The organism is Dyadobacter sp. BHUBP1 (genome assembly GCF_050587785.1).
Taxonomy (GTDB): Bacteria; Bacteroidota; Bacteroidia; order Cytophagales; family Spirosomataceae; genus Dyadobacter.
In genome coordinates this window covers 635991-649882 of the sequence record NZ_JBOBIH010000001.1, presented here as the reverse complement: position 1 = coordinate 649882, position 13892 = coordinate 635991, and the positions used below count along the sequence as shown (strand labels likewise).

The window sequence follows — 13892 nt, the reverse complement described above, 5'->3', positions numbered from 1 at the left end:
AAAAAAATGCCCGCCGTCAACAAGGACAAATTCATTATATACCAGCTACTTACACGCCTCTTTGGCAATCAGAACACAACCAACAAGGTCTACGGGACGATCGAGGAGAACGGGTGCGGGAAGTTTAATGACATCGACGACACTGCGCTGGCCGCATTGAAGGATTTCGGTGTGACCCATCTCTGGTACACCGGCGTGCTCGAACATGCCACGCTCACCGATTATTCGGAATACGGCATTAATCCCGATCATCCGCTGATCGTGAAAGGCATTGCCGGCTCTCCTTATGCAGTGAAGGATTACTATGATGTGGATCCCGACCTCGCCGTGGATGTGCCCAAGCGGATGCAGGAGTTCGAAAACCTTATTATCCGCACGCACGCGCACGGGCTGAAAGCGATTATTGATTTCGTCCCCAACCACGTTGCGCGCCAGTACCATTCGGATGTGCGGCCTGAGGGTGTGAAGGATTTCGGTGAGGACGACGACAATACAGTCACTTTTAGTCCTTCCAATAACTTTTATTATATTCCAAACCACGATTTCGTCGTACCGGAAGGCCACCAGCCGCCGCTGCCGGTAACGACTCCCTACCACGAACGGCCCGCCAAAGCGACGGGCAACGATGTTTTCCAGGCCCAACCCAGCCAGTTCGACTGGTACGAGACCGTCAAGCTAAACTACGGCGTCGATTACCTCAACGGCCGGTCGCTCCATTTTGACCCTATTCCTTCCACCTGGCTTAAAATGCGCGACATTCTTATTTTCTGGACGCGCAAAGGCGTGGACGGTTTCCGGTGCGATATGGCCGAAATGGTGCCTGTCGAGTTTTGGGGCTGGGTGATTCCGGAAGTGAAAAAGGAAAACCCCTCGGTCATTTTCATTGCCGAGATCTATAATCCATTCGAATACCGCAATTACATTTATACAGGTCAGTTCGATTACCTATATGACAAAGTTGGGCTGTACAATTCGCTGCGGCGGATGATCGAGGGGCATGGAAGCGCTTCGGATATTACACGCATCTGGCAGCACGAATCGGGCGATTTCAGTGAGCATATGCTCCGCTTCCTCGAAAACCACGACGAACAGCGCATTGCATCCCGGTATTTTGCGGGAAACCCATGGACCGCATTGCCCGCGATGGTACTGAGCGCCACGCTCCACACAGGCCCGCTGATGCTCTATTTCGGACAGGAACTCGGCGTGGACCCTACCCAGCAGGAAGGTTTCCAGGGCGAGGACGGCCGCACGACTATTTTCGACTACTGGGGTGTACCCGAAGTCCAGCAATGGGTCAATGGCGGCCAGTTCAACGAAGAGCTCCTTACCACCGAGCAAAAGACGTTGCGTCGGTTTTACAGTAACCTCAATGCATTTGTGCTTAAAAACGAGGCGGTATATGCAGGCGGATTCTATGATTTGCAATATGTAAATATCAACGGACAGTCGTTCAACTACGACGGGAATATCATTTTCAGCTATCTGCGGCATACCGACGATCAAAAAATGTTGTTCGTATACAATTTTCACGAGTCTCTTACCGTAGAAACGCTGATCAAAGTGCCGCAGGATGTATGGACGAACGTGCTGAAACTGGGCAATACCGGCGATTATAAATTGAAGCCCGTGTTCCCGGTTGAAGTGCCTCTGGTACAGCTGCGCACAGCCGACATTACTTCTACGGGAGTGCACATCGAACTTCCCCCGATTTCGGCATTTGCGTTCGAGATCGTGCCGAAGTAACCCCATTGCAAGCCCTTCTGCCGTTGCAAAAGGGGCTTTTGATCATTAATTTTACATTATCCACGAATTTGTGGCTATTCTATCGTGGCAAGTTTTTTGTCTTTAACGTACCCTGGTTTTAAAGAAATTCAAGTATGATCCGATTTGTAGTGCTTTCCATTTTGTTGCTGGGTTCTGTTGCCTCTTTCGGGCAGGCCAGCCTGCAAAAGACTTTTGTGCAGAAAATGGAGCTGCCCGCCAGTCCGGATATCGGCACGCAGGTCCTGCGCATGAGCGAGTCGTTCCTGGGCACGCCTTATGTCGCCGGCAGCCTGGAAGGCAACCCTACCGAACGGCTGGTATGCAAGTTCGACGGGCTGGATTGTACGACATTGGTAGAGAGCGTGATCGCGCTGGCCGTTGCCAAAACCGAAAATGCGACTTTTGACGAATATAAAAATGAGCTGACACGCCTCCGGTACCGCGACGGCGTAATCGACGGATATCCTTCGCGGCTGCATTACATCCTCGACTGGCTGTATGAAAACCAGAAACGCGGCCGCCTCGAAGACATTACTTCCAAGGTGGGCGGGGTACCTTTCAACAAGGAAATCAATTTCATGACTACCCATGCCAATTTGTACCCGTCGCTAGCTGCCAGTGAAGTGTACGAAAAACTGAAAGAACAGGAGGCGGTGATCAACTCCAGAGAGCACAGCTACATTCCCAAAAGCGCGATTCAAAAAGCCGAACCCATGCTGCACGATGGCGACATTGTTGCATTCACGTCGTCGGTGGAAGGACTGGATGTGAACCATATGGGCATTATTTCGAAAGTGGGCAGCCGCGCTTACCTGATCCACGCGTCGCTCACGGGCAAAAAGGTGATCATGACGAATGTTCCGCTGGCCGAATACGTGGCATCCGTCCCGAAACATACGGGTATGATCGTGGCCCGTCTCAACGATATCTGAACCGTGAATGGATTTAACCGAACTGATTAACTACCGGAATTCACCCTGGCTGTTGCTTTTGCTGGCGGGCACCATTGGATTGGTCATCAGCATTATCATCATCAGTCTGATTAAAATAACCGCATCCAGGAAAGAGTGGACCGTGGTGCACGCAATCCGTGAAAATCTCACCAGCGTGCTGCATTTCTTCGTACCGATCGTACTCATTACGGCGGCGGCCAAAACCTATTCCTACTCCAACCCGCAATACGACTGGGTTTTCGCATTGAGCAAAACCGCGCTCATTGGCATCACGACCTGGCTCATGGCCCGGATTGTGATCATCGTCGAAAAAATCCTGATCGCCAAGCTCGATTTCAATACGCCCGACAACAACCAGGCGCGGCGGCTTTTTACCAAAATCAAGTTTATCAAGCGTATTGTGGTGATCATGGTGGTGACCATTGGCGTTTCGATACTGTTGCTCAGCTTCGACAGCGTGCGGCAATATGGCGTCGGGATCCTTACGTCGGCCGGTATTGCGTCGGTAATCATCGGTTTCGCGGCGCAAAAGTCGCTGGCAAACCTGATGGCGGGAATTCAGATCGCATTCACACAGCCAATCAAAATCGATGACGTAGTGATCGTGGAAGGCGAATGGGGCCGCATCGAGGAGATCAATCTGACCTACGTGGTGGTCAATATCTGGGATTTAAGGCGCATTGTACTGCCCATTACCTATTTCATCGAAACGCCCTTCCAGAACTGGACGCGTAATGAAAGTGCACTGACCGGTGCAGCATTTTTTTACCTCAATTACCACACCCCCGTTGACAAGCTTCGGACGAAATTGAAAGAAATCCTGGAAGCTACCCCGCTTTGGGATGGTCGCGCGTGGGCATTGCAGGTGACGGACACGCAGGGACAACTGATGGTGGTGCGGGCGCTGATGTCGGCACGTAATTCCAGCGAGACCTTCGATTTACGCTGCCTGGTACGCGAAAAATTGATAGAATATATCGTACAGGAACATCCCGAGGCATTACCCGCAACCCGCGTGGAAGAGACTACGCAGACGAAATTCAAAGTCTCCGAAACGGGCATATAAAAATTGGCCTCCGGAAGATCCGAAGGCCAGTCTTTTCTTACTACTCACCTAACTCAATTTAACTCAATACAGTTTTTCTTCGATATTTTGATCCGTTCGTTTCCGCATCGTAACAGGCACCGCTTCGGGATTCAAAAAGGGAAATCACAGCCTGCAAGAAACGGGGAATACCAACGAGTGAAAGCTATTGAAATGCCTGATGGCACGCATAAATCAGAACGTGCGATTTACATTACAAAAGAGCTTTTCCGTTGTTAAAGAGGCATTAACGCTGAATTAAAAACGAATTAAAAAGGCGGGAATTTCAAAATGAAGGTCGTGCCGGTGCCTAGTGCAGACTCCACTTCGATGGTCGCGCCCTGCATGTTGATAATGCGCTTGGTGAGTGCAAGACCAATGCCATAGCCTGCTTTACTGATCGTGGATTGACTGCGATAGAAGGTATCGAAAATATAAGGTAGCTCTTCCCGGGCGATGCCGATGCCCATATCACGGAAATAGACGATTATCAGCCGGTTTTTGATTTCTAAAAAAACATTGCAGGTCTTGTCCGGCGAGTACTTGCAGGCATTGTCCATCAGATTCAGGAACGCCGTCCTCAGCAGACTCTCATCCCCGAAACGCTTCAATTGCTCCTCGTCGTCGGGGATTTTATCATAATGAATATGCACCTGATAGCCCGGGTTTTTCTGCTGTACCGAGCCTTTTGCCTGCCATAGTACCTCGTCGATCCTGATCTTCGAAAATGTTACCCTAAATGCATTCTCCTCGGTCCGTGCGAGTTCGAGGAGGCGGCTTACGAGCTCGTTCATTTCCTTCGCTTCGGACCAGATACCTTTCAACGCATCCTGGTAATCGGCCGGCGAGCGCTCTTTCATCAAACTCAGCTCGGCCTCGCTCATGATGAGCGCCAGGGGCGTACGCAGCTCATGCGAAGCGTGTGAGACAAAGTTTTTCTGGGCGACGAAAGCGATTTCGAGCCGGGTAAGCATCTGGTTGAACGTTTCGGCCAGCAATGCCAGCTCGTCCTTCTCCCGCCCTACCCGCACTTTTTCATGCAGATTTCCTGCTGAAATATTATTCACCTGATCGATAATGTCGGCCACGGGCTTGATGGCATCATTGGAAAATTGCCATCCGGCAACGCCGACGAGCACCATCGACAACAGCCAGCCTACCAGCAGGATTTCGCGGAGGCGGTTGAGCTGGTTCATGCCCAGGTAATCGTTCGCGATCACCGCCACGACCCACGGCTTCCGGTGGTCCTGCAAAATGTGCCGGATGATGATTACCTCCTTCTTCTGATGCTTCGTATGGATCTCCTTCCCGGCGCGCGCCTCGGTAAGCATCGGCTTGGAAAGCCTGAAATGCTCCTTCCCGCTGACAAATATGACCGAATCGGAGCCATCGTAAATCGTGATTTCTTCGTCGAGCAGGATGGTTTTGTTCTCCTTCTCGATCTTTTCGATGTCCGCTTTGCTGATACCGTGGCTGGCCTCCACGAGCTGGGCGATCGTCTGGCCGCGCTCGTTCAGGAAGGAGTAGAACTGTGTTTCGCGGTATTGGTCGTAGAAAAAGTAAATAGCAACACAAAACAGCGCCATAATGGAGCCTACCAGCAAGGTAAACAGCAGCGTCAGGCGCGATTTGATGTTCATTCTTCCTTGAAAATGTAACCCATGCCGACTACCGTGTGAATCAGCTTGGTAGGATAGTCTTTATCAACCTTTTTGCGCAGGAAATTGATGTATACATCGATCACATTCGTACCTGTATCGAACCGGATGTCCCACACCTGCTCGGCGATGTCCACACGCGAGACCACGCGCCCACGGTTACGCATGAGGTATTCGAGCAATGCGAACTCTTTGGCGGTGAGATCGATCCGGTTGCCGCCGCGCCTGGCCACCTTTTCGTCGAGATTCAGTTCGAGATCTGCGAGGGTAAGTACCTGACTGGATTGCTCACGGGCGCTGTTGCGTTGCGAAAGCACCTTGATCCGCGCAATCAATTCGCGGAACTCGAAAGGTTTCACCAAATAATCGTCGCCACCGGCTTCGAAACCATCGAGTTTGTCATCGATCGTGCCCAATGCGGTCAGAAACAGGATCGGGGTCGTGAGGCCGTCGGCGCGGAGCTGCTTGGCGAGGTCGTAGCCGTTGAGCAGCGGCAGGTTTACATCCAGAATGATCACATCGAACCGGTAGTTGGAAGCCATTTTCTTACCGACTTGTCCGTCATAAGCCAGTTCCACTTCCCACGACTGCTCTTCCAGGCCCCTTTTCAGAAAGCCTGCGAGTTTCGGTTCGTCTTCAACGATTAGTATTTTCATAGAATGATCAAGCGGTTTAAAGTGCCAAATGTTGCACAGATTTTTGCTTAAAAAAAGGCTGCCCGAAATATCGGACAGCCTTTTTGTCTATATCCACACCATTGGAACGTTGGCATTTCTCAACATCCCACGTTCCATTATAATGCAAAATATAAAATTTAAATTATAAACAATAGGTAGTTGCCTATTTTTGCAAAATTTCATGTAAGTATCAGTAATAGTCTGCGGAATTGTCATAATCCGAACGGTCGCCATATGCGCCGTAATCATCATCTTCTTCCAGACGCATGGCCTTTGCTGCTTTTTTAATGAGTCCGATCTGGCCCGCGTGGTAAACGTCGTGCTGGATTACGCCGTGGATTAATGTATAGTAAGAGTAATCACGGCCCGGTACAAATTCTTCCAGGAAGCTGTCGTCTTCGATCTTTTCGAGTTCCGACACCAGTTCTTCTTGTGAAAGGCTCAATTCCATCTGGATTGCCTCCCATTCAAACTCGTCGACCACCGGAAATTTCTTCCAGTCCTTATCCTGCGTTTTAATATCGAACTCCGCATCGCCCTGCAACTTCCGGACCGCAAAAATGCGCCAGGTGGTCATGTGATACACGATTTCGGCGATAGAATGCGTATTGGCGCTCAGACGCGCCTCCGCGATTTTCGGGGTAACGTCGCGCAACGCTTCTACTACCGACGGTCCATACCACGCCTCTTCGCTTTCGTAGGTGTCGTTAAGTACATCTATAATTCTTAAAATCTCTTCTTTTGCTTCCATATGATTAGATTAAACAGCTGCAAATTTACGGGGATTCGGATGAAGATTGTCCAATTGTGTTTTCAATATTAAAGAGACATTTTACCGGCTTCCATACTCTCCTGATCGTCTGCGGGAAACGGCAGCGTTCCAACCAATCGCGGCGCGATACCGTCACCAAGTAGTTGATGAGTTTAGAGTATATGAGTTTAAAGTATGCTGTTCGGCAGCACCATCGAACTGAGATTCATGGACTCACAAACTTTAAACTCATGAACTCATAGGCTCATAAACTTTAAGCATTTCAATTTTCGTTTATTTAACAAATTTTAAAATACAACTCAAATGTTCAAGAAAGCCTCTTTCCTTTTACTGATCGTCGGCCTTGGATTGATGTCGTGTTCGAAAGATCCGATCAGCGATCTTTCCAATGAGGAGTCGTTGGTATACATAACAAATCACGATAAATCCGCCAATTTCACGCAGTATAAGACATTCAGCATTGTAGACTCGGTGCTGATCGTCGAAAATGACCGCGCCGGCACTTCCCTGGACGACATCGACCGCGCCATGCTCCAGCGCCTGATCACCAATATGGAAGCAATGGGTTACAGACACGTTGGTCGCAAGGAAAATCCGGATTTAGGTATCAACGTGTCGTGGATCACCAATACCTACTTAAATGTTTATCAACCGCTTTCCTCCTATTATGGCGGTTACTGGGGCGGATTTGGTTATGGCTACCCTAGCTATTACAATTACTACGAAACCCGTGAGAGTTCCTGGCTGATATCGATGCTCGATTTCAAAAACCCGAAGACGACGGCATCAGGGAAAACTTTCAACGCGGTTTGGGAAGCGCAGATCCGCGGCGCAGCCATCGGCGACCAGAAACTCGTAGACAAAATGGCGGATTCCATTTTCGGCCAATCCGGTTATCTTAAAATCAAGTAACAAAAATGAAACGCATCATCATTATTGCCCTTTTTCTTGGGAATATCCTGCCCGCATTGGCACAGGAAAAACCCAAGTTATATACCATTGCCTCCCCGTTTGAACGTTACACCCATTACCTGGCTACCGCCCGCTTCATGGGTGCCGTACCAATGGGTTCTTTCAAGGATAATTATATTGATAAAACCTCATTCCAAAATTTCTCGCTCTCCATTGAGTGGGTCCTGAGAAACTCCCCGCTTTCCGTGGGAGGTGAAATCGGTTCTACTTATTTCGAAAAACGCGTACCCCGGGCGCTGTACGAAGGTTCGGAAGGCACCATTTCAGCAGTACAGACGCGCACCGTTTCGCAATATCCTGTCGAGCTGTTCGCTAACTACCACTTCCTGCCCCGCAATTCGCAGGTGCAGCCTTATGTGCAGATCAGCGCCGGTGCCAGCATTCTCGACTATACCGTTTATTATGGCACATTATCGTCGCAGGACCAGAAAGTACGCTTTAAATACGGCATTGGGGCCGGTTCCAAATTTTTATTTAAAAAAGACGGGACGCTGGGCCTTGATGTGCGTGTCAAGTATGATGGCACGGCCTATAAATATGACTACATCGACAAAGGCATATCATCCGTGAACGGCTCGATAGGCCTATTCTATCGTTGGTGGTAAACAACGTATCGTGACACATAAAAAGAAGGTTTTGACCAAAACATCGCTTCTCTGGCTTAGTGGCATTCTCGCATTCCTGATCGGTTCCGGGCTCTGGGCCTGGAACCGTTTTGGTCCCAGCGCCCACAAATCCTACGCCCAGATTACAGAAAGTTTCCCCATGGCGCGGACGCTCGACTCAGCGTCTAACGCCTGTGACCTCACCATACGCCGGTACCGTCAGATCGGCCGCGAAATGCAGTTCGAACTCGCAGCCAATGCCGGCGGACTTTCGCCTTATGACGTAAAAATCACCCAAAACGGTCATACACAAACCTTCCAGGCCGTGCCGCATCGGTACGGCACCTGGCTCACGATCCCCGATGTGCAGGTCAAAGGTGGCGAAGCGCAAATCCACGTTACGAGCCTCGGCCAGCAGGGTTGCCAGACAACCGCTGCATTCAACTTCGAAGGTGCTGTGGCCAATGAGGTGATCGACGCCAAAGAATGGATCCGGCAGGGAAGCAAGGACAACTGGCTCGACGTGCGACCAATCCGGAGGGACGACAAGCTCTACCTGCGTGATTTTGCCAACTACAACGACAGCCGAACCAAAGTGGTCATGATCGACGGCATTGTGGTGCAAGGGCTGGAAAATGGCATTCAGGTAAAACCGGGTTATTTGTACTCCGTAACGGCCCGGTGGATAGACGCCCCCTACAACGACTGGTGGAATGCTGCCAAAAACCGCAGCGTCCGCCAGCAGAACATCTACATCGCTGGCAAGCCCGACGGGGCAGCAACCCAGGCATTAACGCGCATCAGCATTCCCGACTGGTTTTCCCCCTCACGCACCATTAATGTCGATTTCGACACCAAGTTCCCTGAATTTGAACCTATCAAAGGTAAGCTGGTGATGCAATACCGGCTAAACAATTATGTTCCTTCCGATAATTACTACAAACGCGGAATCGGCTATTTGTCCAACACTGAAAAAGAATACCCTGCGGAAAAGCTGCATTATACGGCTACTCCCAATTATTTCGGGGATAAAGACGAAAAGTGGTTTGGAAGTCTTTCCAAAGAACAGGTGGAAGCATTGGCAGGCGTACCAGGATTCGGAGTGTATGCTTACGATTTTGAGTTTTGGAACCAGCATTATTCCAAAGAAGTCATTCAACGACTGATATGGTTTTCGAAAGTGGTCAAAAAGAACCACCCGAATATGCATTTGATGGATTACTGGGGCGGTGGGGCTTATACCAATCCGCATATTAATACCGTCGGGGGAGCAAATCCGAAAGATTTTATCAAAGAATATAGCGACCCAAAATCCAATAATCCAAACTTCGACCCGTTGCCGAATGGCGACAGCTTCCGGGACGTATTCAATACCGTGCCGATAGATGTGTATCCCAAACCGATGTTCGCGATCGATAATGCCGGTAATTCGCCCAACAACTTCGTATTGCTCTCAGCAATCCATTCGCTGCGCATCAACAAGCTCCTGCCCTATCAGAAAGACAACAAGTTCATTTTCTACGGCTGGAACCGGTATATGCCGTTGTACAAAGACCCCATCGTTCCCTGGAATTACCAACTCACCGATCCGAAGGGTGAGCTCATCATGAACCAGCTCGAAATGATGCCCGCCAGCCAGGCATTGAGTTTCTCGCTGTTCTCATTAATCCTTTTCGATGGTTATTACCTTTGGCACGACGGCGCGCCCAGCGCGAAAAACCCAAATGCCTATAAATTATCGAAAGACATGTGGGGTTGGGGCTATGAATGGTACGCGGCCGACGGCAAAACGCCTGAAAGCGAAGTGGGCCGTAACACCTCCGGCGGAACGGCCGCCCCTTACTGGGACTTCCCAACGGAATATTACGCTTTGGGTAACTGGATGGCCAAGCAAGTCGAGGATGTGATTGTAGGCGGCCAAAACCAGGACCTGGCATTTCAACTGAACGGGCAGTGGGTCCAACCCAAAAAAGAACAGGCGTTGCTGGCGATCGACGGCAAGCAGCCATTTGTTACATCTATTGTAAAAGGAAACCAGATAGTCGTATTAGCAGTCGATTCCTTTCAACAGCCCTCGGCACAACGGAAAATGAAGGTTCGCCTGCCCGACGGCGTGGAAACTGAAATCGAGTTGTACGGCAACTGGCCGTCGCTGTACCGCGGAACGTTGAGGAAATAGTTTTGAGATACCTCGTAATAGCAGAAAGCTCGCCGATGAAGCGAGCTTTCTGCTATTTATGCAAAAAACGTATGCTAAGCCACTCTCACGTAGCTTCCAAGCCATTTCAAATGCGTTCCGTACTTGTGCATGATCTCCTGCACTTGCGGGTCGTCCATATGCCCGAGGAATTCAACGAGGAACCATGCCCGGAACGATGCCTCGCCACGCAACGGCCGGCTTTCGATTTTGGTCAGGTTAATGCCGCGGTCGTTGAAATCTTTCAGGAATTCGTACAAAACGCCCGGGCGGTTGGTATTCGGCAGATTGGCGATGATCGTCGTTTTGTCATCGGCACTTCTCATATTCGTAAAATCCTTCGCCAGGATGAGAAAGCGCGTCTGGTTCTGATCGCTGTCTTCGATATTGTCGAACAGAATAGGTACCCCAAACAGCCTCGCTGAAATCGACGAGCATATCGCCGCTGCATCCGGTTCTTCGGACGCCAGTTTGGCCGCTTTCGAAGTGGAGTCTACTGCAATCAGTTCGATGCCCATTCCTTCGAGGTATTCACCGATAAACTTCCCGCATTGCCGGAATGCAATGTCTTTCGAATAAATTCTTTTGATCGATTTCAGGTTGTCGGACTGCGATGCGAAAGTAAAGTGTACTTTCAGGAGCATTTCAGCCACGATGGACAAGTTCTTTTCGCGCAGGAAGTCGGCAGTTTCGACTACGATACCTTCCTGGTTGTTCTCGATAGGTACCACACCGAACTTGGCACGACCCGTTTCCACACTTTCAAATACAGAATGGATCGTGGGTAGCACAAGGTATTCGCTCATCGCACCGAAACGACCTTCGGCCGCCTGGTGCGTAAAACTTCCTTCCGGCCCCAGGTAAGATACCCTCTCGGGCAGTTCCAGGTTGCGGGAAACCGCAAATATTTCGAAGAAAATGGCGTCGATCGCCTGACGGGTGAGTAAGCCGTTGTTATGTTTCGCCAGCCGGTCGAGGATTTGTTTCTCTCTTTCCGGACGGTAGATAATCGACTGGGAAGACCGTTTCAGCTCACCTACCTTCTTCACAAGCTCCATGCGCTCGTTCAAAATGCTCAGCAGCTGATCGTCCAGCCCATCGATCCTGTTTCTTAAATCCTGTAATTCCACAAAAACACTTTAAATAAGGTTATTCAAACCGGGAGGTGCATTTACACTTTTAAATAAAGGCCTTCCCGGTCCTATATTACTTGGCCACGCCAAAGATAATGCGCGGCATGCAATGCACGGCATGTAATGCGCGGGCATGCAATGCACGGCGAACCTAGCCCGCGAGCGCGAGCTCTTCAACGTTCTTCTCAATTTTAAGGTTATCGATGATAAACCGCTGTCTTTCAGGTGTATTCTTCCCCATAAAATAACTCAGCAGTTTTTGAATGGACGTCTCTTTTTGCAAGATCACCGGTTCTACACGCATATCTTCCCCGATAAATTTACCGAATTCCTCCGGAGAAATCTCTCCCAGCCCTTTGAAACGGGTGATTTCCGGCTTGCTGCCCAGCTTCTCGATAGCTGCCTGCTTTTCCTCTTCGCTGTAACAGTAAATGGTTTCTTTTTTGTTGCGAACGCGGAACAGAGGTGTTTCGAGCACAAACAAGTGCCCGTTCCGAACAAGATCCGGAAAGAATTGCAGGAAGAAGGTCATCAACAGCAAGCGGATGTGCATACCGTCCACATCGGCGTCGGTAGCAATGATAATGCGGTTGAAACGTAGGTTTTCCACACCATTCTCCACATCCAAAGCATGTTGGAGCAGGTTAAACTCCTCATTTTCGTAAACAATCTTCTTCGTGAGCCCGAACGAGTTCAATGGCTTACCCCGTAAGCTGAATACCGCCTGGGTTTGAATATCCCGCGATTTCGTGATCGAACCGCTTGCCGAATCTCCTTCCGTAATGAAAAGTGTCGTTTCGTAACGCTGCTCGCTTTTCAGGTCGGTCAGGTGCAGACGGCAGTCCCGGAGTTTTTTATTATGCAAATTGGCTTTTTTCGCGCGGTCGTTGGCAAGCTTTTTGATGCCCGCCAATTCTTTCCGCTCCCGCTCCGATTGCTCAATGCGCTTTTTCAATGCGTCGCGCGATTCGGGGTTCATGTGCAGGAAATTATCGAGTCTTTCTTTCACGAAATCATTCACAAACGTCCGCACCGTGGTGCTATTCGGGTCGGGTGTGATGGTATTGGAACCCAATTTCGTTTTGGTTTGCGACTCAAAAACCGGCTCCTGAACACGGATTGCAATGGCGCCGATAATAGAAGAACGAATGTCTTCCGGCGCGTAATCTTTCCCGAAATGCTCGCGCACTGCTTTAACAACTGCTTCCCTGAATGCAGCGAGATGGGTGCCTCCTTGTGTCGTATACTGACCATTCACAAAAGAGTAGTATTCTTCACCATATTGGTTGCCATGAGTCATAGCCAGTTCAATGTCGTCACCCTTCAAATGAATGATCGGATAACGCAGCGATTCCGGGTCGGATTTACTTTTCAGAAGGTCGAGCAGACCGTTCTGCGAGAAGTATTTCTGCCCGTTGAAATTGATCGTCAACCCCGCATTCAGATAGCAGTAGTTCCAGATCATATTATCCAGGTATTGCGGGATGTACCGGAAGTTTTTGAAAATAGTATTGTCCGGCTCAAACGCCACGTAAGTTCCGTTGCGCTGGCTGGTCGTTCCTTCTTCCGATTCGTTCAGCAGCGTCCCCTGATGAAACTCCGCAGATTTGGTTTTGCCGTCGCGGTACGATTGTACCTTGAAATGGTTCGAAAGGGCATTCACCGCCTTGGTACCTACGCCATTCAAACCGACCGACTTCTGAAACGCACCCGAATCGTACTTCCCGCCGGTATTGATCTTCGAAACGCAGTCCACGACTTTGCCCAAAGGAATACCGCGGCCGTAATCGCGCACTTCCACGCGGTGCTCGGATATCTTAATCTCGATCGTTTTACCATTACCCATCATGTGTTCGTCGATCGAGTTATCCACAACTTCTTTCACGAGCACATAAATTCCATCGTCCACCGACGAGCCGTCGCCGAGCTTTCCGATGTACATCCCGGGCCTGAGGCGGATATGTTCTTTCCAGTCAAGCGACCGGATACTGCTCTCGTCGTACTGAACATTTGTACTTTCCATATTTATAACTATTCTTTTAGGAGTATTATCGCTTTTGGAGGCGGTATTTTA

11 protein-coding genes are annotated in these 13892 nt (G+C 49.8%); 6 read left to right on the top strand and 5 right to left on the bottom strand.

What is annotated here, in order from left to right; genetic code table 11:
- The first annotated feature begins 6 nt into the window (after positions 1-6).
- The 3 genes from ACQ4MZ_RS02800 to ACQ4MZ_RS02790 all read left to right on the top strand — a co-directional run bounded on the left by ACQ4MZ_RS02800 (position 7) and on the right by ACQ4MZ_RS02790 (position 3786).
- On the top strand, positions 7-1746 hold the full coding sequence (locus tag ACQ4MZ_RS02800) for an alpha-amylase family glycosyl hydrolase (RefSeq protein ID WP_430842726.1): 1740 nt from the start codon (positions 7-9) through the stop codon (positions 1744-1746).
- Between the two features lie 134 nt (positions 1747-1880).
- Positions 1881-2699, top strand: coding sequence for an N-acetylmuramoyl-L-alanine amidase-like domain-containing protein (locus ACQ4MZ_RS02795; protein ID WP_430842724.1), 819 nt, complete (start codon positions 1881-1883; stop codon positions 2697-2699).
- Positions 2700-2706: 7 nt separating this feature from the next.
- Positions 2707-3786 (top strand): mechanosensitive ion channel family protein, encoded by a 1080-nt coding sequence (locus tag ACQ4MZ_RS02790; protein ID WP_430842722.1) that lies wholly within the window; start codon positions 2707-2709, stop codon positions 3784-3786.
- 287 nt (positions 3787-4073) lie between these two features.
- Here ACQ4MZ_RS02790 and ACQ4MZ_RS02785 read toward each other — a convergent pair whose 3' ends face one another.
- The 3 genes from ACQ4MZ_RS02785 to ACQ4MZ_RS02775 form a co-directional block, all read right to left on the bottom strand.
- Complete coding sequence (locus ACQ4MZ_RS02785) at positions 4074-5444, bottom strand: HAMP domain-containing sensor histidine kinase (RefSeq protein WP_430842720.1); 1371 nt, start codon at positions 5442-5444, stop codon at positions 4074-4076.
- On the bottom strand, positions 5441-6118 hold the full coding sequence (locus ACQ4MZ_RS02780; protein WP_090156860.1) for a response regulator: 678 nt from the start codon (positions 6116-6118) through the stop codon (positions 5441-5443). The genes ACQ4MZ_RS02785 and ACQ4MZ_RS02780 overlap by 4 nt, the downstream gene beginning before the upstream one ends.
- Positions 6119-6329: 211 nt before the next feature.
- Positions 6330-6890, bottom strand: a complete 561-nt coding sequence (locus ACQ4MZ_RS02775; RefSeq protein ID WP_430842718.1) for a DinB family protein — start codon at positions 6888-6890, stop codon at positions 6330-6332.
- 324 nt (positions 6891-7214) lie between these two features.
- Between ACQ4MZ_RS02775 and ACQ4MZ_RS02770 the strand changes: the two genes are divergently transcribed.
- The 3 genes from ACQ4MZ_RS02770 to ACQ4MZ_RS02760 are packed head-to-tail and all read left to right on the top strand — an operon-like array spanning position 7215 to position 10667.
- A complete protein-coding gene (locus ACQ4MZ_RS02770; protein WP_430842716.1) occupies positions 7215-7823 on the top strand; it encodes a DUF4136 domain-containing protein in 609 nt (202 codons plus the stop codon).
- A 5-nt stretch (positions 7824-7828) separates the two neighbouring features.
- On the top strand, positions 7829-8488 hold the full coding sequence (locus ACQ4MZ_RS02765; protein ID WP_430842715.1) for a hypothetical protein: 660 nt from the start codon (positions 7829-7831) through the stop codon (positions 8486-8488).
- Between the two features lie 10 nt (positions 8489-8498).
- On the top strand, positions 8499-10667 hold the full coding sequence (locus ACQ4MZ_RS02760) for a hypothetical protein (RefSeq protein WP_430842713.1): 2169 nt from the start codon (positions 8499-8501) through the stop codon (positions 10665-10667).
- A 74-nt stretch (positions 10668-10741) separates the two neighbouring features.
- Here ACQ4MZ_RS02760 and pheA read toward each other — a convergent pair whose 3' ends face one another.
- Together pheA and ACQ4MZ_RS02750 are read right to left on the bottom strand one after the other, a co-directional pair.
- A complete protein-coding gene (pheA, locus tag ACQ4MZ_RS02755; protein ID WP_106597153.1) occupies positions 10742-11815 on the bottom strand; it encodes a prephenate dehydratase in 1074 nt (357 codons plus the stop codon).
- A gap of 154 nt (positions 11816-11969) precedes the next feature.
- Complete coding sequence (locus tag ACQ4MZ_RS02750) at positions 11970-13841, bottom strand: DNA topoisomerase IV subunit B (protein WP_430842711.1); 1872 nt, start codon at positions 13839-13841, stop codon at positions 11970-11972.
- Between the last annotated feature and the right edge of the window lie 51 nt (positions 13842-13892).